Origin of the sequence: Streptococcus gallolyticus subsp. gallolyticus DSM 16831 (assembly GCF_002000985.1) — a bacterium.
Taxonomy (GTDB): Bacteria; Bacillota; Bacilli; order Lactobacillales; family Streptococcaceae; genus Streptococcus; species Streptococcus gallolyticus.
The window spans coordinates 418,323-436,673 of sequence record NZ_CP018822.1 but is presented as its reverse complement, the minus strand read 5'-3'; the positions used below and the strand labels follow the sequence as shown (position 1 = coordinate 436,673).

The window sequence follows — 18,351 nt, the reverse complement described above, 5'->3', positions numbered from 1 at the left end:
TATTTGAAATATCAAGACTTATGCTTGATAAAGCTAGAAAACTTACCCTTTTCCAGCAAGAATATCTGATACTTTATACAATCCTGGGGAATATGTCCGACCGAAAAGCTTTTTCGTCAAGGCATTAAACGTATAATGGTCATCTAAAATCAAGACTTCGTCATATGTTTTTAAGAGTGCAATAAAGTCATCGTCTGTTAAATTGAAATCATCTCTAGTATCGATATTTTCATTCCAGAGGTAATAACTTGTTGCGCTGTCGCTGTATGATGCCATTAAATCTAAAAATTCTTGGTCAGCCGACACAAAATTTTCTCTGGCATCAACATTGACATCCCACAGATAATAACGACTAGCATATTGGACAAAATAACTATCTACATTCTCCTTGTCTGCTGTTACAACCAAAATTCTATCCGTTGACGAATCACTCTGACTTCCAGTAAGCTGATGAATTTCTTTTGCGACCTCGTTTGTTTCCTGATTGTTATTGTAAACAATGCTATTATTTTCTGACAAGAACATTCCAATGGCATAAACTGTCAAAACAAGGCTCACATATTGGTACAAGCGTTTATTAAATAAGCTCTTGTAAGACCTAGCATTACGTTTACTAATGATTTTTTCATACAGACACTTGTCCATTACCCATGCTAAAGCCATGGTCAAACAACCAAAAGCAAAGATAACGATGCTCGAAGCATAGCGCTCAAATCCTGCTAATTCTAACGCTTCATCAGTCGGCATTGCTGTCAAATACATGAGTAAAATGCCAATATAGTAAGTCACAATCGAAATATTAACAAATCCCCATGTCAACAAGACAAATTTCTTATGTTTCAAACGAATGCCAATCACAATAAAGGCAATCAGCATAATCAGATTGATTATCAAAATTCCATTGCTTGCCAAACTGTCAAACGTAAACACCGATTTGACAAAAAGAGTGATAATTTTTTGTGGGTCGCCTGACAGATTCCCAGTCAATACCTGACCAAGTTCTGACATGGACACCGCATGCTTGGCACTTGAGGCATTTGGGAAATTATCCGTCACGTGCTTTTGCCAAATAACAAAGGGAAGAAAGCTGACTAGCAAGGTCATTATGAGCAGCACTAGTGCTTTTAAGCGTGCTCTTTTACGAACAAGTAAACGCACAATACAAACCACATAAGCTACTAAAACGAGAGCGACAAAGAAAAGTCCACTTACTTTGACGATACTTAATAATCCAAGAATTACCGCCGTATTTAGCGACAAAAAACAGAAACGATTACGATAGGCAAAACAACCTGCTATGGCTGCCAAGGCCAAGGCTGGAAGCAGAAAATCAACCAGCAAATTATTTAATCGAATAGCAACGTTGAACGTATTAAAAACAGCAAACGAAGCAAAAATCATGCTAACCATTAAGACACGTCGATCATCACGAAGTGCTGCAAACATGGCATAAAGAGATGAAGCAATCAAGAAGAATTGCCCGACCAACATACTGCCTTCTGAAAAGCCTACGATAGTCGTGAAAAAATAAATGAAAAGTGAACTTCCAACAGGATAGGTATAATAACTAATAATCGTATCCTGCTGTGTTGGCAAAGCATTATTGATATGGAAAAATTTTACAATCGTTGCCCAATGCGTAAAATTATCATAATGTAAAAGCGGTGAATGCCAGAGCGTTATTCCAAACAAAAGCAAATAAGCCATCATTCCAAGCGCAATATAATCAAGTCTCCTAAAGCGATATTTCTTTTTCCATACCGCCCAAAGATAATAAAGACTCAAAAGACAGCCTAAAACAGAAATGGCATACACAGTCTGCAACATAAAGCCTAACAAACTACCAAGGTACAATACCAATGTAATGACCGAAAATGTAAACACCCATGTCAAACGACGATTCATCTTCACAGTATTACGGAAAAAGGCATCATACCCCATAGTAATTACAAAGAACAACAGTAATCTAGCAATACTAATCATACTCTCCCTCTCCATTCATTTGCCAAGGCTTTAAAAGCAGGTAGGCTATCCAAATCCGCTAAATTGGTAACTTGATAAAGCGATTCGTCTCTATCAATATCATAGGACACAAAAGTCAACTGAATTGGCAAATCTTTGTAGGTAAATGCGACATTCGGTTCTTTTTTAGGATTTGTCAATTTTCCAGAAAATGTCATGTAATAATAATCTGTCTTTCTAAGCTGGCGTTTTTTTCCAGCAACTTGAACCTCTTCATTGACGCGAACTTTCGGAAAAGCTACTTGGTCATAGGCTGAAACAGGACGTTCATTACTTTGGAAACGTTGACTAAAGTTCTCAAATAAATCATCCCATGTTGTCATCCAAGGGTCTTTTTCCTTCGGAAGATTGTGATTAATGCGGTCATAAATGTACTGATAAAATTCGCGCTTATCAGCTTCAGGAACTTCTGAAAATTGAACGCCGTAGCGCCAACCATTATCAATCGCAAAAACACGAACAACATGACCTTTTACTCTCGCATGGTAATCACGTGATTGCAAATTAAGCGTCAGTTCTTTTTCTTTCGGCAAATACAATGGTAAATCCGTATAGAATGAAATCCCCGTTTCTGAAATATCACAGACTCTCACTTGGTAAGAATCATCATCAACCTCAATAACCATAGCTTCATCAACAGTAAAACGCTCACTTGAGCGATAAATCGGACGACCAAGCGCACAGAAAATCGCAAAGGTCAAATTGATAATATGATAAATCAACCAAAAACTGATAATACTTCCATAAAAAAGCTCTGAACCAAATTTTCCATAGTTAAAAGTCACCAAACCATAAACGGCTAATCCCCACAAAACAAGATAAGGAAGCGCATAAAGGTACAACGTCCACGACGTATCATTTCCCTTACGTGTCACCTTAAATTTTTTCTCGCTAATGCCAAAGGACTCCAACATCATGGGAATAAACAAATACGGAGCAAAAATCGTTTCCACAATTTCTCCCCAAACCTGTGTTCGGTATTGTTTTGAGACTTCTCGCATTGACAAGCGTGTCAAGGCGTAACTTGGCAACCAGAATAGGAACAGTAGCCAGATATTTGACACCACCACACGCACATGGAAAACCGTATATAAAATTGGCGCCAAGATATACAACAACCGTCTAAAGAAAGACCACCAGTAAAGATAGCCATTAATATAAACAATTCTTTGCCCCTTTGTCAATTTGGGATTAAAGAAGATATTCATATTGTAGCTACTGCGAATAACGCCACGTCCCCAGCGCACGCGCTGTTTGATGACACTCTTCAAATCTGTTGGCGTTAACCCGCTAGCCATTGGACTTTTCGTCGAATAATTTACATAACCAGCCGCATTCATCCGAACACCTAGCTCGAAATCCTCCGTAATGGTATCTGTCGGAAAACCACCAACATCTTCAATCGCCTTGCGGAAAATAACCGTATTAGACCCCGTATAAACCGCTGCGCCGTGCGAATTATTGAAAACATTAATTTCTTTGGAAAAGAAATCTTGTTCGTTTGGTAAGGTTGATTCTGAAAACAAGTTAAATTGGAAAATATCAGCATTGTAAAAACTTTGTGGCGTTTGAATCAAACCAACTTTTGACTTATCATAATCGTCACCATTTTCATAAGCCTCAACTTGTTCAACAAAATAAGGCACAGTTTCCAACAGGAATTCACGATAAGGAATCATATCCGCATCAAATGTCGCCACCAAAGGTGATGACGTCTGACGTAAAGCATTATTGTAGTTTCCTGATTTGGCATCTTTATTATCCGCCAAACCAAAATAACCAACACCAAGCTCATCAGACAATTTGGCAACTTCTAGACGATTGGTATCATCACAGACGTAGATATGCACCTTAGACTTATCAGGATATTCCATAAAAGTGCAGGCATTAATCGTCTTATAAAGCAACTCTGGATCCTCATTATGCGTTGCAATCAAAACATCCACATCTGGGTAACGCTCCTTAGCAATCTCAGGCTTTTCAAGCTCAAAGTCCTTTTGCTTATTCCAAATGAGAATGTATCCTGTAATGGCTGAAACTACCTCACTTCCCCACAATAAAATCCCAAAAATCAGCGCAAACCATGAATCATGCCACGGAATAGTCGCCACCAAACGCCAAGTTAAATAAAAGGCAGTCGTTACAAATGCAACGAAATAGAGTATCCTCTTACTGGTTTTCATTCTCGCCTCCACTAAAAATCAAATGTTTTTGCACAAAATAACTGACAAAGAAAAGTGTACCATCAACTAAAATCTTCACCACTGAAATTGGCAGCATCGTCAAGGCATTTCCTAGAACTGTTACCAATAAACTTGACAGAGCAATCTGTACTACCACCAAAGTGAAGTATTTTATCGCACTATTTGATTGACCTTGTTTAAAGACCACTTTATGATTCAAGGTGAAATTAACAACAGATGATATCGCACGCGCTAAAATCGAAGCTAACGTCACCGCACTAAAACTCAATCCATTAAACAAAGAAATTAAAATCGTAAAAGCAACAATATCAACCAAGAAGGAAAACAATGATGAAAAAATGTACTTGAAGAAAACCTTGTAAATTCTAATCGAGTCACGAATCACATCAAAATGCGACGACTGATTTTCATCCAAATAAATCGTTGCAATACCAACTTCACGAATCGGAATATTTTCCTCTTTTGCCTCAAGTAACATATTCATCTCAAATTCATACCGTTCACCCTCCACGGTTAAGAGTTTTGGTAGCCATGACATAGGAATCACACGAAGCCCTGTTTGCGTATCAGAAACGTTCATACCTGTCATAGCCCCCAAGACGTCTCTTGTCAATAAATTTCCAAATTTACTACGTAAAGGAACAGATTTTTCAAATGTTCTAACACCCAGCACCAAACTATCAGGATGTTGCAAAAATTCAGCCAAACATTTCATCATGTCTTCGTAGGTATGTTGACCATCAGAATCAATCGTCACAATTCCTTTGGCATTAGGAAAATTGTCCAAAATATATGAAATAGCCGTTTTTAAAGCACGACCCTTTCCTTTATTTTCAGCGTGTCTTTGCAAATGACAAGCATAGTTACTCTGTGCTGTTGCAAATAACGACGCAAACTCCACCCCACTACCGTCATCAACAAGAACAATGTCAAATGCGTGATTTTCCTTGTCACGAATATTTTTCAAAAGTTCCAACAAACGTTCATCAGGTTCATAGGCAGGAATAACAATAACAACATCTTGATATATCATCTGCTTTATCCTTTCTGACTTTTATTTTCGTACATTTTCTTATCCGCCATTGCACAAAAATCAACGAAGGTTTTATGTGATTGATAAGAATCTGTATAAGCACCTAGAGATGCTGTGACACCCATATCTTTGACAGTCATTTCTGCTTGAACAAGTTTTATTAAAAATTCAGCTTGATTTTCAGAAACTTCCGGTAATAGAACCGCAAATTCATCTCCACCTAACCTTGCTATTACAGCACTTTCAGGCATTATCTTCGTTAAAATATCACCAAATTCAATTAGAATCTTATCCCCCGTAGCATGTCCAAAGGTATCATTTGCTTCCTTGAATTTATCCAAATCAGATATAATAACCGTAATTTGTTCTTCTTTACGCGTCAGACATTCCTCAAAAGCAAGCTCAATATATCGTCGATTATGAACCCGTGTTAAAACATCTTCGTATGCCATCCTCTGTATTTCAAGTTCATGAAGTCTCTGCTCTGTAACATCAAGAACAAAACAAAAAACACCAATCACTTTTTGGCGATTGTTATAAATGGGAGAATACATATTTTGCCAGTAAAGCGTTTTGTCGCCTGTCTTAATAGTATCCATAAATGTAAATGTTTCACCCTTTTTCGCACGATCAACATTTGCTTTTAAACGCGCAGCATCTTCACTATCAAGATAATTCATTGGAAAGTCACCAATTTTGGGAGTGAAATAAAAGATTTCTTCCATGAGCCGAATATCATTCTTATTAACCGCAATAAAACGATAATCTAAGTCTACAGCATAGACGTTAATAAGTTTCGAACTCTGTAAGATAAAGTGGGATAGCATATGCTGTCTTCGATTAAGGTAAGATGCTAGGGTCCAAAGAACTAGTATTCCTATCAAGATTGCTAAAACGATGGGATTATCATGGTCAATCAAAACATCATCATACACTAAGCGCATTAATAATATTAACGCAGCAAAAATACTTAAGTACGTTAACAATCTTTGATGCTTGATTAAAAAATCACTTACTTTTCCTAATACCATTACAGCCTCACCATTCTAAGTAGTTTTACTACCAGCAGCTTGCTCCCAAACATTCAAACTATAGTTGTTATTTTTTAAATATTTCTTAACTCCGGTGAGAGTTTTTCCCATTCATAAATCTCAATAACATTACGATAATTGAGTACAAAAAAATGCCTTGATTTTTTACATCATTATCTATAAAATAAAGGGCGTTTTTTACTATTCAATTTTGTAAGGAGAGGAGGGGATTCGAACCCCCGAGCCCAATTGGACTACACGCTTTCCAAGCGTGCGCACTCGACCACTATGCGACCTCTCCGAAAGAAGCTTAGATAACCACTTCTTTAACCAGTCCACTAATTACTGAAATTGTGCTTCAACACGGTAAATGACTTGTCCTTTTTGAGAAAATTTTTCCTCATATTCAGTCATGACATTTCCCTCAAAATCACTAGCATGCAGATCTAACCAAACTTGTTTTAAAATCATGCCATATTGTGAGAAACTTGCCAAACTGTATTCAAACAAACCACGGTTATCCGTTTTGAAATGAATTTCACCTTGTTCTGGTAAAATTTGACGGTAAGTATCCAAGAATGTCTTATAAGTTAAACGGCGTTTTTCATGACGTTTTTTCGGCCATGGATCTGAAAAATTCAAATACATTAAATCAATCTCACCATCTGCAAAATAATTTGTCAAATCAGAGCCATCAACTAACAACAAACGAACATTCGGTGCTTGACTATCTAACACTTTATCTAAAGCATAGCTAAGCACAGATACTTGAATGTCAATTCCGATATAGTTAATATCTGGATTTTGCAAAGCCATTCCAGTAATGAAAGCTCCTTTTCCTGAACCTACTTCAATGTGGATCGGATTATCATTACCAAATACTTCGCGCCAACGTCCTTTGGCTTCTTCTGGATTTAAAATAACATAGTGTGGGTTATTTTCTAAGTGCTCCTCAGCACCCTTACGTTTTCTAACTCGCATTATTTCTTTTTACTAACTAACTCCCTAAATTTTCGTAAACCATAAATTTCTTGATTCACGTGCTCCATGTCACGCTTATCAAAACAGTTTAAAATTTGTGAAAGATATGAGAATTGTCCGTACCAAACAATTTTTTGGCGTACTTTCTCATTATCCTTGTAACCATAATAATTTAACCACTCATGCCAACGTGAATATGGAATGTAATGGCTCAAAAGAAAGGCTACATCATACATTCTATCTGTCAATCGCACAGAATCCCAATCAACAAGGTAAATCATACCACTAGTCGTAATGACCCAGTTGCTATGCTTAATATCACCATGCACAATCGTTGCAACTTCTGAACGAAACTCTGGTAAACTGCGTTTTAATTCTTTGACGATACTTTGCAGATAAGTATTCTCTTGGATTTGAAGTGGGGCATTTTTTTCCCAATCCACCAACAAATCATAAGGATTTTCAATCTTATAGTTCAACTGTAACAGCTGATTAACTAGAGGGCGTGATTTGTGCAAACGCAAAAGAATATGGACAATTTGTTTACTCCCCATATCCTCTTTTGTCAAAATTCTACCATCAAGCCACTCTTGAGCACTCATTGTATCACCATTGCCAGTTCGACGTACCCACAATAATTGTGGTGCAATCTGTTCTTTAGCAAGTGCAGGCAAAATCGGTGTCGTATTCAATTTAATAAAGATTTTTTCACCGTTTGGATATTGACCAATAAAGGCTTTACCACTCTTACCTTGCAAGGGAGTCATTGTCAATTCTTGATCCGATACTGTCACCTGTCCGCCCTCCTTTTCTTTCGTGAATCGTTTGTTTACTCCTATTTTACTTGTTTTACAGCGCCTAGTCAATCATCTTATTGATTTTGTAAGGAAGATACCATTCTGTAATAATAACCGTTACCAAAACCAACAAGCCCGCTGCTTGCCAAGAAAACGTTAATAACAACTCCAAAAAGCCCAGTAAATACGATAATTTTTTCAAAAATGTCTTTAAATTAGCCGCCTTTTGCTTTTCAGAAATTGGATAAAGACTGGTCAAATATTGATAATCAAAATGTTGGGATAGGGTTAATAATTGAAAAAGTAATAAATAATTAAAGACCAAAGCCAAGCCAACTGCTACCAAGCGATTAGAAATAAAGATAAGCGCAAGCAAGCTCAATGCGAGTAATCGCAAGGTTAAAGCAAAATAATCTGAACTCCGTAAAAACGCACGTAGGTACAAATTTGACCATGTTTCGGCATGTGTTTTTTTGACCAAACCAAGCAGACCATCCAAATACGAACGACGTTTCACACTAGCTGAAATTCCCTTAACCGTTGTGAAAAGTGAAAAGAATTTAAGCACTCCTTGACGACGTTTTGCTTCATAAGAAATGGCAGCATCCCATGAAAATTTTCCTTGAGAAAAGAATACCTTGCTTTTTTCTTTCATTACAAGCCATTTCACAACCGCTAAAGCAAGCAATAAAATGCCAAAGGTAACCGTTGAAAAACCTAGTTTAAAGAAGATAGGAGCTAATAAGACAAGAATTACCGTTTGCACGATCGTCCAAATCACAAAAGCACGACGTCTTGCCTGTGATAGCCATTGCAAAATCTCAATTTCTTTTGGCAAATAGAACAATTTATCAGGTGCTTCCAAATAAGTCGCAATCTTCCCAAGGCTAAGCAAAACAAGGATAACCAAGACCAAAATCACGTCAATAACGACTGTCTGACTTGGAAACTGACGTAACAGCTGGCTGTATTGAACCATCAGAAAACCTGTTAAGAAAACCAAGACTAGCACAAAATGGTCATTAAAAACATAACGAAGATACTTTAAGCATTGCCCTAAAAAAGCACTACGGCGCTTTTGAAAAACTTCTTTCATATCACACCTCTTTAGTCAATGACATATAAATATCATTAAGCGTTGCTGTCTCATCACCAAAAGCTTCACGTAGCTCTGCTAATGTACCAGTCGCACGAATTTGCCCTTGATGCAAAATCACAAAACGGTCACACATCTTTTCAGCAGCATCCAAAACGTGTGTTGACATCAAAATCGCTTTTCCTTTTGCCTTTTCTTGCGCCAATAATTCTGTCAAATCCGAAATCGCTAATGGGTCCAATCCCAAAAAGGGTTCATCAACGATAAACAAACTTGGATTGACCATAAAGGCACAAATAATCATGACCTTCTGCTTCATCCCTTTAGAGAAATTAATCGGAAACCACTCTAATTTATCAGATAAACGGAAAAGTTCCAACAATTCTGTCGCACGCGCCATCGCCTCATCATAATTAAGGTCATAAGCCATTGCAACCGTTTCTAAATGTTCACGTAAAGTCAGTTCTTCATATAAACTTGGCGTTTCTGGGATAAATCCGATTTTCTTACGATATTCCGCCTGATCCTGCGCCAAAGTCAAACCATCAATCGAAATTTGCCCTTGATATGGCGTTAAAAGTCCGATAATTTCATTGATTGTCGTTGACTTACCAGCCCCATTCAAACCAATTAAGCCAATAAGCTCACCGTCACCAACTTCAAAAGAAATATTTTTTAAGACAGGGATGTTAATATATCCCCCAGTTACATTTTCAATTTTTAACATAAGATACCCACAAATTTTTGATATAATAATTATAACAAAATCAAAGGATTATAGGTGATTCAAATGGAAAATTGTATCTTTTGTAAAATTATCGCTGGTGACATCCCATCATCAAAAGTCTATGAAGATGACCAAGTACTTGCTTTTTTAGACATTTCACAAACAACTAAAGGACATACTCTATTAATTCCAAAAGAGCACGTCCGCAATGTTCTTGCCATGTCTCAAGAAACATCAGAAATACTCTTTGCTCGTTTACCAAAAGTCGCACGTGCCGTCCAAAAAGCTACTGGTGCTGTCGGCATGAATATTCTTAATAACAACGAAGAAGTCGCTGGACAAACTGTTTTCCATGCACACGTCCACCTCATCCCACGTTATGATACTAACGACGAAGTCACATTTGCCTTCACAGAACACGAACCTGACTTTGAAGCGCTTGGTAAATTAGCAGAGCAAATCTCTCAAGAGGTAAAAGCATGAAATTAAGACATCTTATCGCACTCGGCGTGGCTGGTTGCGCAGGATATGCAGCTTATCACGTCTATAAAAACCGCGACCAATTTAAAGCAGAAATCGTAGAAGCTGATGACATTAGCGAAAGAATTTCAACTGACATCGCAAAAATTCGTCGCAGTATTGATGACATTAACAACCAGCTTCCAATACTTCAAACAATCAGCCAAGATTTGGATTACAAACGTCGCCTTTTTGAACAAGAAACCAATAGCCGCTTAGAGCAAATCAAAGCAACGCTAGCAAAATATCAAAAAGAAAACTAAGCAACAACCACCAAGCCTTTTAGCTTGGTGGTTTTATAATGCCTAATCAATTGTACATGGGAAAATCTAGGTTGACTCAAGTTGGTAATTGCTGTTTTAATATTTCTTGACAGCGACTTGTAAATAAACTAAAAAAGCTGAGATTTTATCTCAGCTTCTATTATCTTAATATGAATAAGCACTGTAATCAGAATAAGTATCTGTGCTATAGTCGCTATAACCACCACTATTGTAATCACTATAACCACTGTCATAGCCGCTAGAACTACTATAATCACCATAGCCACTATCATAAGAACTTGATGTTCCACTACCATAGAGATTTTCATAGAGAACAGCTGTTGTTTGCAAGGTTGTACTTTCATCCAAACCAAGTTGTTTCTTGATATTATTTTGAATTTCAAGCAGATGATCTGATGTGACAATCTGATATGATGTACCATTAATCGTCGCATCCTCACCTTGTAGTTGGTAGGTTTCAATATCACTCAAAGCATCTGTATAACCAAGTAGACTTGGAATCGTGCTAGATGAAATTTCAATATTTGTTTGCATATTGCTACTTACAGCAGAAAGGATTTTTTTATATGAACTTACACTATCAAGCGCTAAAATTTTCTTCAAGACTTTTTGAATGACTTCACGTTGGCGTTTTTGACGTCCATAGTCACCTTCTGGGTCATCATAACGCATACGTGCGTAAACCAAAGCTTGTTCACCATTAATCTTGTGAGTACCAGGTTCAACGGTTGCTGTATATTCAGGTTCATTTTCAGCAATCGAAATGGCAAAATCGAAATTATTGGTTACGGTAATACCACCAACAGCATCAACCAAATCTACCAAACCTTGCATGTTGATTTGGACATAGTAATCAATAGTAATATCCAACAAACTTTGTACCGTCATGATAGCCATTTGCGCACCGCCAGAAGCATATGCGGCATTCAATTTAGCTTCAACGCCATTCATATCATTATCTTCTGGTCCAGTAAGTGTCACCAAAACGTCACGTTCCAAACTAGTCATCGTTGTTTTTTTCGTTTCAGGATTAACAGTCACCAAAATCATAGAGTCACTGTTACCTTCCCACGTTGACGTACGTTCTGAATCTCCCGTATCAACCCCCATTAAAAGAATTGAGATAGGTTTTGTTTGCTCAATAGCATTACTACTAGAATCAGACGTCTTGTAGTCTTTAAACGTTTTTGAAAGCTCACTTGTTGAGAAATTGTAAGCTGTTGTAATATAAACACCTAAGGCAACAATTGTTGTTACAAAGATTGCTGCTATCATTAGCAGAATTTTTTTTCCGAGTTTCATTTGTTTACTTTTAGTCTATCAACCTACTCATCAAGTAGACGTCAAGAAATTCTCCATCTTTAGTTTTTGCGCCACGTTCTTTCGTAGCTTCAATCTTAAAACCGAACTTTTCATAAAGGTGAACAGCTCTGCTATTTCTAGCTTAAACTGTTAACTCCAAACGGCGAATCATTGGCGTTTGCTCTGCCCAATCAAGAGCAACTTCCATTAAAAGCGAACCAAGCCCGTATCCCCAATATTTTTCTTGCAATGCAATGAAAATATCTCCAATATGATTAGTTTGTGGTGAGTTCGTGCTAACAATATTAAGCACTCCCGCAAGCTCAGACCCAACTCTAACAACCAAACAAATTTCATTTAAGACTTCTGCACGTGTTCGTAAAAAAGTCTGCATATCATCAAGAGATAAGTTCTTCTCTAAAATGATAAAATCTGTTTCTGCATTTACTTGATTAAGTAAATCAATCAAAGCTTTGGCATCTGAAGGCTGCGCTTCCTCAATGATAACTTCCTGCTCAGCCACGTTCAATCGCCTCCAAAAGCGTTTGACTCCGTGAACCGTTAGCATGTAGTGTTATTTCACGCCCATCTCCTGACGGCGTAATAACAACCTCTAGATAATCACCAAGCAAGTCAGTCTCAAGAAGCTCACCCCACTCAATCACAGTTACGCCATCACCATACAAAAAATCATCTAAATCGATAGAATCAGGATCATTTCCGATACGATAAACATCTAAATGATAAAGTGGTAAACGTCCTTCGTATTCCCGAACAATCGTGTATGTTGGACTCTTAATCATCTGGTGAATATCAAGTCCCTTAGCAATTCCCTTGGTTAAGGTTGTCTTACCAGCACCAAGATTTCCTGTTAAAACAAGAATATCTCCTGCCTGTAATTCTTGACCGAGCCGATTTCCATAAGCAATCAACTCATCTTCATTGTGACTATAAAACATGGAACTATTATATCAAAAAACTGAAACTCTTCCAAGTCTCGTCCGACTTTTCTCCTATTTTCATTATAAAATTTCAAAATTCTAATCCTCCAAACACCTTAAAACAGCTACTCAATACCGCCTAAAAAGGATTTAAAAAAGCTGGAGGAATTTCTCCTCCAACTTTCGTCTAAAACTATATCTCTTACAAAATTGCCAAGCAAACAAAGTTAAGAATGAACAAGAAATCCAAAATCCACATAACAAAGTGAACATCTTTAGCTTGACCTTTCACAATTTTAACTAATGTGTAAGTGATAAATCCAGCTGCGATACCGTAAGTGATACTATAGCTGAATCCCATAAAGATTGATGTAAAGAAAGCTGGAATAGCTTCGCTCAAATCATCCCATTTAACATTTTTAAGATTTGAAAGCATCATCACACCAACGATGATAAGGATAGGTGCTGTTGCTTGTGTAGGAACGATTGAAACAAGTGGACTAAAGAAGCTTGAAATAGCAAAGAGAACAGCTACAACAAGAGCAGTCAAACCAGTACGACCACCAGCACCGATACCTGCTGCTGATTCAACGTAAGTTGTTACGTTTGAAGTACCTGCAATCGCACCTAATGTTGTACCAACCAAATCAGAATAAAGGGCACGGTCAAGTGATTTAGATTCTTTATTTTCACCAGTTGTGGCAACAATACCAACTTTTTCACCAGTACCAACAAGTGTACCAATTGTATCAAAAATATCTGTCAATGAGAAAGCAAGAATTGCCATTAAAACACCTGGGATACGTGAAGCATCTGAGAACAATGACCCCAAACCTTGACTTCCAAGAGCAACACCAAAGACTTGTTTCAAATCATTGATTGAAGCAGATAAGTTAGTCGCTGACCAGTTGATTGAACCGAGATCAACAACACCCATGAAAATACCAACAATAGTTGTTACAGCGATTGAAAGAATAACACCACCACGGATACCTTTAACGATAAAGAAGATAGTGATAGCAAGACCAATCAATGCAAGGATAACAGTTGGTGTGTTGAAAGCAACCAAACCTGGTGTAGCTGAGGCATTAGCTGTGATTGAAGCAAGACCTTTGTCAGCACCTGTTCCAGACACTGTGTATGTTCCTGCATCAACAGAGAATTTCAAGAAACCAGCATTTTTAATACCAACGTAAGCAAGGAAAATACCAATACCTGCTGAAATTGCTGATTTCAATGTTGCAGGAATTGACTCAATAATCAATTTACGAACTTTCGTTACTGTAATAACAAGTGAAATAAGTCCACAAATGAATACCATTGCTAACGCTTCTTGCCAAGTGTATCCTAATGAAAAGACAACTGTATAAGTAAAGAATGCGTTAAGTCCCATACCTGGTGCTTGTGCATATGGAAGATTAGCATAGAAAGCCATCATCAATGTACCAACAACAGCACCAATAATAGTAGCAAGGAACACACCTTGTGCAGGCATTCCTGTTTGTGAGAGGATTGACGGATTGACAAACAAAACATAAGACATTGCAAAGAAAGTTGTCAAACCAGCAGTTACTTCTGTACGAACATCTGTACCATGTTCTTTAAGTTTAAAAAACTTTTCCATTTTAAAATGGTTTCTCCTTTGATAAGGTTAATAATAGTCGCTTTTTGTTCTATTTCCGAACGACTTACATATTTTACCAAAAGATTGTTCACTTTTCAATAACTTTATTTGAAATTTTCTCGGTCAAGAAATACCAGACATAAAATCTGAATAAATGTAAACCCTAACACAAAATGAACAGCATCCCAGCTAACAACGTCTAGAATTTCACTAATAACAGTTTTTGGACGTGTGAAAATATCCCAAGAATTCAAGCGGGCGTAACGTCCGATATGGATAGCAAAACTTGAAATAAATGACAAAACACCAATAAAAAGCAACCGTAAAGAATAATTTTTTAGTTTAAAAGTAAGAACAATATTTTTAACACTTTCAATCCCACAAAGAACACCAAACAAAATACTAGACACATATAGCATATACAAAATCAAACTCGTTTTGTTCCACAATACTGTACTTGTAAATTGCATATGAACAATATCCGTTAACATGTAGAAGGTATTAGGATAAAAAAATAGCCACAGAATAGCTCCTAATCCCCTTACAACTTTTTTACTTATATAATAGGAAACAAGTGAAAAATCAAGAGCCACCAAAGCTAAAAACATATTCCAAACAAGGTCTGGTCCTTCAAGATGATAATGGTAAATGCCAAAAGCAATAACCCCGAAAAAGAGATGAATAAAAACAATTTTCTTAGCCATATTTTTCTCCTTTCTTTAAACAGACATTATAGCAAAAAAGAGCTTAAAAAGCCCTTTAAAACTAACAAACAAAGTAAGCATAACCACAAGAACAAAGCGATAAAATACTGAAAAATAAAAGCCAAGGACAATTCCTTAGCTTAATTAATCATTATCCAACAAAACAAACATCATCACCTGCACAACCATTAACCCTAGAATAAATGGCATATTAATTGTTGTCAGAGCTTTTGAGACCTGCTCAAAAATATTGAGGTGTTGTGATAAAATCACTTTCCAAGTAATTCCCAATGTTCGTAAAATTTGAAACATCAGACTAGCAAAAAATGCAATTCCCATTACAAAGAATACTTGAATGTAATGATTTAATTTAAATGCATTTAAAATCAACCGTATGCTCAATGTTCCAGCAATCAAGGCAAATACAAGAACTGCCAAATAAAGCATGAAAGATTTCATCCCATTTGATGTCCATAAAGCGGCAGTATCCCAAGACGTGTCAGCCACACTAAACAAAACGTTCAAATTATAAGGATAGAAAAAGCACCAAAATATTAAAACCAAGCCACGTAACAAAACGTGTTTAAAATAATAGAATAAAAATCCCATCTCCAAAGTCAGCAACGAAAACAAGACGTCATTCATCAAGCCATCAATGTTAGACTGATAATAAACAACTCCCAAAATAATGCCTAGGGCAAATAAATGACTCCAAACAATTTTATACATGAATCCAAAACCTCATTTTTTATTACTACTATTATAGCATAGAAATCTTTTCTTTTAATTTAATAGTCTTTTTTGTTATAATAACAGCTATGACAAAGAAAATGATTGCACTTGATTTAGACGGTACATTGTTGCGCAGCGACAATACCATTTCAGATTATACCGTTGAAACGATTAAAAAAATTCAAAACAAAGGGCATAAGGTCGTTATTGCAACTGGACGTCCTTATCGTATGGCACTTGAACACTATCGCCGCCTTGAATTATCAACTCCGATGATTTCTTTCAATGGCTCGCTCACACATTTACCCGAGAAAAAATGGGAATGGGAACATAGCGTTACGATTGACAAGCAATACCTGCTTGATGTTCTTGATATGCAACAAAGCATTGAAGCGGATTTTATTGCCAGCGAGTACCGAAAAAAATTCTATATTAGCGCCCAAGACCACAATCGCGTAAATCCTCAACTTTTCGGTGTCCCAGAAATTACTGAAAAAATGTCAATGGACATCAAAAAAATCACTGAAAATCCGAACGGCATTCTCATGCAAACACGTCACCAAGATAAATACGCTCTTGCTGACGAAATGCGTAAACACTTCAATTACGAAATCGAAATTGATTCTTGGGGTGGTCCGCTTAACATTCTCGAATTTTCACCAAAAGGCATCAACAAAGCTTACGCTTTGAAATATCTCCTAAAAGCACTCAATATCTCTCAAGATAACTTGATTGCTTTTGGCGACGAACATAACGACACCGAGATGTTATCATTTGCTGGAACAGGCTACGCTATGAAAAATGCAAGTGACATTCTTCTGCCATTTGCCGATAAACAAACTGAATTTTCTAATGAAGAAGACGGTGTTGCCAAAGAACTTGAAAAAATTTTTCTATAAATTTATGAAAAAACTTCTTTTGGGAAGTTTTTTCTTTTTTTCATTCTTTTCAAAACGTTTTCACAGCATTTTCATTTTTTGATCGGCAGTATCCGAACAAATGCTATTTTTCTGTCAAATTCAGTCGTCTTATCCTGCGCGTTTCTGAAAATTTTTCATGATTTGTGCTATTTTTTCTCAAAAAGCTATTGCTTTTTTATTGAAAACGTTTTACAATAATATCGTTCTTAAATTTCGTTGAAACGGAAAAGAATTGCCAAGTTCGCTTGGAAGGAGATTATTCTTTTTTGTTTCAACGAAAAATATTTAAAAGGAGGAAGAACAAGAATGGGTATCGGTATTATTATTGCCAGCCATGGTAAATTTGCTGAAGGTATTCATCAATCAGGTTCTATGATTTTTGGCGAACAAGAGAAAGTTCAAGTCGTAACTTTCATGCCAAGCGAAGGACCAGATGATTTGTATGCACACTTCAACGATGCTATCGCACAATTTGATGCTGATGATGAAATCCTCGTACTAGCTGACCTTTGGAGTGGTTCTCCATTTAACCAAGCTAGTCGCGTGATGGGTGAAAATCCAGACCGCAAGATGGCTATCATTACAGGTCTCAATTTGCCAATGCTTATCCAAGCCTACACAGAGCGTATGATGGACGCTAATGCAGGTGTTGAACAAGTTGTTGCAAATATCATTAAAGAGTCTAAAGACGGTGTTAAAGCACTTCCTGAAGAACTCAACCCAGCTGAAGAAGCTGCTGCTGCACAAGCTGCACCTCAAGGTGCTATCCCAGAAGGAACTGTCATCGGTGATGGTAAACTTAAAATTAACCTCGCTCGTATCGACACACGTCTTCTTCATGGACAAGTTGCAACAAACTGGACACCAGCGTCTAAAGCAGATCGTATCATCGTTGCTTCTGATACAGTCTCTAAAGACGAATTGCGTAAAGGTTTGATTAAACAAGCTGCGCCAAACGGTGTTAAAGCAAACGTTGTTCCAATCAAGAAATTGATTGAAGCATCTAAAGACCCTCGTTTTGGTAACACACATGCACTTATCTTGTTTGAAACACCTCAAGAAGCTCTTGAAGCTATCGAAGGCGGTGTGCCAATTAAAGAACTTAACGTTGGTTCAATGGCTCACTCAACAGGTAAAACAATGGTTAACAACGTTTTATCTATGGATAAAGATGATGTTGCCACATTTGAAAAATTACGTGACCTTGGCGTAACATTTGACGTACGTAAAGTCCCTAATGATTCTAAGAAAGACTTGTTTGATCTTATCAAAAAAGCAAACGTTCAATAATATGAGCTGTGTTTAACATAAAAAGTAAGCGTTTCTATACATTACCGATTATCATAAACACAAACTCAACATCCTGTTTTTATCCAAATTAAGTAAGCCGTGGTTTCTGGCTTACCTATTGCACATTGAAAACTTTTATAAACG

17 protein-coding genes, 1 tRNA gene and 1 pseudogene are annotated in these 18,351 nt (G+C 36.9%); 4 read left to right on the top strand and 15 right to left on the bottom strand.

From position 1 onward, the window contains the following. Nucleotides 1-42 precede the first annotated feature (42 nt). The 9 genes from BTR42_RS02425 to BTR42_RS02385 form a co-directional block, all read right to left on the bottom strand. Nucleotides 43-1,983, bottom strand: a complete 1,941-nt coding sequence (locus BTR42_RS02425; RefSeq protein ID WP_077496236.1) for a hypothetical protein — start codon at nt 1,981-1,983, stop codon at nt 43-45. Further along, entirely contained in the window at nt 1,980-4,205 is a 2,226-nt protein-coding gene (locus BTR42_RS02420) for a glycosyltransferase family 2 protein (RefSeq protein ID WP_077496234.1), read from the bottom strand. Before BTR42_RS02420 ends, BTR42_RS02425 begins: the two co-directional genes overlap by 4 nt. Beyond that, nucleotides 4,192-5,259, bottom strand: coding sequence for a bifunctional glycosyltransferase family 2/GtrA family protein (locus BTR42_RS02415; protein ID WP_077496232.1), 1,068 nt, complete (start codon nt 5,257-5,259; stop codon nt 4,192-4,194). Before BTR42_RS02415 ends, BTR42_RS02420 begins: the two co-directional genes overlap by 14 nt. Before the next feature lie 5 nt (nt 5,260-5,264). Continuing rightward, nucleotides 5,265-6,290, bottom strand: coding sequence for a sensor domain-containing diguanylate cyclase (locus BTR42_RS02410; RefSeq protein ID WP_077496230.1), 1,026 nt, complete (start codon nt 6,288-6,290; stop codon nt 5,265-5,267). A 216-nt stretch (nt 6,291-6,506) separates the two neighbouring features. Continuing rightward, a tRNA-Ser gene (locus tag BTR42_RS02405) sits at nt 6,507-6,591 on the bottom strand. A gap of 41 nt (nt 6,592-6,632) precedes the next feature. Beyond that, nucleotides 6,633-7,271: a tRNA (guanosine(46)-N7)-methyltransferase TrmB gene (gene trmB, locus BTR42_RS02400; protein WP_003063401.1), complete on the bottom strand. Its 639-nt coding sequence runs from the start codon at nt 7,269-7,271 to the stop codon at nt 6,633-6,635. Then, nucleotides 7,271-8,065: a cell cycle regulator CcrZ gene (ccrZ, locus tag BTR42_RS02395; RefSeq protein ID WP_012961430.1), complete on the bottom strand. Its 795-nt coding sequence runs from the start codon at nt 8,063-8,065 to the stop codon at nt 7,271-7,273. The genes trmB and ccrZ overlap by 1 nt, the downstream gene beginning before the upstream one ends. Before the next feature lie 64 nt (nt 8,066-8,129). Next, complete coding sequence (locus tag BTR42_RS02390) at nt 8,130-9,164, bottom strand: ABC transporter permease (RefSeq protein WP_077496228.1); 1,035 nt, start codon at nt 9,162-9,164, stop codon at nt 8,130-8,132. 1 nt (nt 9,165) lies between these two features. Next, the gene (locus BTR42_RS02385) at nt 9,166-9,891 is read right to left on the bottom strand and encodes an ABC transporter ATP-binding protein (RefSeq protein WP_009853437.1); all 726 of its coding nucleotides are present in this window, start codon (nt 9,889-9,891) and stop codon (nt 9,166-9,168) included. A 63-nt stretch (nt 9,892-9,954) separates the two neighbouring features. On the opposite strand from BTR42_RS02385, the gene BTR42_RS02380 reads away from it, so the two are divergent. Both BTR42_RS02380 and BTR42_RS02375 read left to right on the top strand, forming a co-directional pair. Continuing rightward, nucleotides 9,955-10,374: an HIT family protein gene (locus BTR42_RS02380; RefSeq protein ID WP_061459029.1), complete on the top strand. Its 420-nt coding sequence runs from the start codon at nt 9,955-9,957 to the stop codon at nt 10,372-10,374. Beyond that, entirely contained in the window at nt 10,371-10,673 is a 303-nt protein-coding gene (locus tag BTR42_RS02375; protein WP_077496226.1) for a hypothetical protein, read from the top strand. The genes BTR42_RS02380 and BTR42_RS02375 overlap by 4 nt, the downstream gene beginning before the upstream one ends. A 165-nt stretch (nt 10,674-10,838) precedes the next feature. On the opposite strand, the gene lytR is transcribed toward BTR42_RS02375, so the two are convergent. From lytR to BTR42_RS02345, 6 genes and pseudogenes are all read right to left on the bottom strand, one after another. Then, entirely contained in the window at nt 10,839-11,996 is a 1,158-nt protein-coding gene (lytR, locus tag BTR42_RS02370; protein WP_009853434.1) for a glycopolymer--peptidoglycan transferase LytR, read from the bottom strand. A 10-nt stretch (nt 11,997-12,006) separates the two neighbouring features. After that, a pseudogene (locus tag BTR42_RS02365) lies at nt 12,007-12,519 on the bottom strand (GNAT family N-acetyltransferase). After that, nucleotides 12,512-12,955, bottom strand: a complete 444-nt coding sequence (gene tsaE, locus BTR42_RS02360; RefSeq protein WP_009853432.1) for a tRNA (adenosine(37)-N6)-threonylcarbamoyltransferase complex ATPase subunit type 1 TsaE — start codon at nt 12,953-12,955, stop codon at nt 12,512-12,514. The pseudogene BTR42_RS02365 and the gene tsaE overlap by 8 nt, the downstream one beginning before the upstream one ends. A gap of 184 nt (nt 12,956-13,139) precedes the next feature. After that, complete coding sequence (locus tag BTR42_RS02355) at nt 13,140-14,561, bottom strand: NCS2 family permease (RefSeq protein WP_009853431.1); 1,422 nt, start codon at nt 14,559-14,561, stop codon at nt 13,140-13,142. Nucleotides 14,562-14,665: 104 nt separating this feature from the next. After that, complete coding sequence (locus BTR42_RS02350) at nt 14,666-15,265, bottom strand: DUF1361 domain-containing protein (RefSeq protein WP_077496224.1); 600 nt, start codon at nt 15,263-15,265, stop codon at nt 14,666-14,668. Between the two features lie 144 nt (nt 15,266-15,409). Beyond that, the gene (locus tag BTR42_RS02345; RefSeq protein ID WP_009853429.1) at nt 15,410-15,994 is read right to left on the bottom strand and encodes a hypothetical protein; all 585 of its coding nucleotides are present in this window, start codon (nt 15,992-15,994) and stop codon (nt 15,410-15,412) included. 89 nt (nt 15,995-16,083) lie between these two features. On the opposite strand from BTR42_RS02345, the gene BTR42_RS02340 reads away from it, so the two are divergent. Both BTR42_RS02340 and BTR42_RS02335 read left to right on the top strand, forming a co-directional pair. Beyond that, entirely contained in the window at nt 16,084-16,896 is an 813-nt protein-coding gene (locus tag BTR42_RS02340; protein WP_074658685.1) for an HAD family hydrolase, read from the top strand. Between the two features lie 327 nt (nt 16,897-17,223). Further along, the gene (locus BTR42_RS02335; RefSeq protein WP_077496222.1) at nt 17,224-18,207 is read left to right on the top strand and encodes a PTS sugar transporter subunit IIB; all 984 of its coding nucleotides are present in this window, start codon (nt 17,224-17,226) and stop codon (nt 18,205-18,207) included. Nucleotides 18,208-18,351 lie beyond the last annotated feature (144 nt).

Bases quoted from the DNA above. Each gene is read 5' to 3' on its own strand.
- BTR42_RS02425 (WP_077496236.1), bottom strand. From the start codon at position 1,983: ATGATTAGTATTGCTAGATTACTGTTGTTCTTTGTAATTACTATGGGG.
- BTR42_RS02420 (WP_077496234.1), bottom strand. From the start codon at position 4,205: ATGAAAACCAGTAAGAGGATACTCTATTTCGTTGCATTTGTAACGACT.
- BTR42_RS02415 (WP_077496232.1), bottom strand. From the start codon at position 5,259: ATGATATATCAAGATGTTGTTATTGTTATTCCTGCCTATGAACCTGAT.
- BTR42_RS02410 (WP_077496230.1), bottom strand. From the start codon at position 6,290: ATGGTATTAGGAAAAGTAAGTGATTTTTTAATCAAGCATCAAAGATTG.
- trmB (WP_003063401.1), bottom strand. From the start codon at position 7,271: ATGCGAGTTAGAAAACGTAAGGGTGCTGAGGAGCACTTAGAAAATAAC.
- BTR42_RS02390 (WP_077496228.1), bottom strand. From the start codon at position 9,164: ATGAAAGAAGTTTTTCAAAAGCGCCGTAGTGCTTTTTTAGGGCAATGC.
- BTR42_RS02385 (WP_009853437.1), bottom strand. From the start codon at position 9,891: ATGTTAAAAATTGAAAATGTAACTGGGGGATATATTAACATCCCTGTC.
- BTR42_RS02380 (WP_061459029.1), top strand. From the start codon at position 9,955: ATGGAAAATTGTATCTTTTGTAAAATTATCGCTGGTGACATCCCATCA.
- BTR42_RS02375 (WP_077496226.1), top strand. From the start codon at position 10,371: ATGAAATTAAGACATCTTATCGCACTCGGCGTGGCTGGTTGCGCAGGA.
- lytR (WP_009853434.1), bottom strand. From the start codon at position 11,996: ATGAAACTCGGAAAAAAAATTCTGCTAATGATAGCAGCAATCTTTGTA.
- tsaE (WP_009853432.1), bottom strand. From the start codon at position 12,955: ATGTTTTATAGTCACAATGAAGATGAGTTGATTGCTTATGGAAATCGG.
- BTR42_RS02355 (WP_009853431.1), bottom strand. From the start codon at position 14,561: ATGGAAAAGTTTTTTAAACTTAAAGAACATGGTACAGATGTTCGTACA.
- BTR42_RS02350 (WP_077496224.1), bottom strand. From the start codon at position 15,265: ATGGCTAAGAAAATTGTTTTTATTCATCTCTTTTTCGGGGTTATTGCT.
- BTR42_RS02345 (WP_009853429.1), bottom strand. From the start codon at position 15,994: ATGTATAAAATTGTTTGGAGTCATTTATTTGCCCTAGGCATTATTTTG.
- BTR42_RS02340 (WP_074658685.1), top strand. From the start codon at position 16,084: ATGACAAAGAAAATGATTGCACTTGATTTAGACGGTACATTGTTGCGC.
- BTR42_RS02335 (WP_077496222.1), top strand. From the start codon at position 17,224: ATGGGTATCGGTATTATTATTGCCAGCCATGGTAAATTTGCTGAAGGT.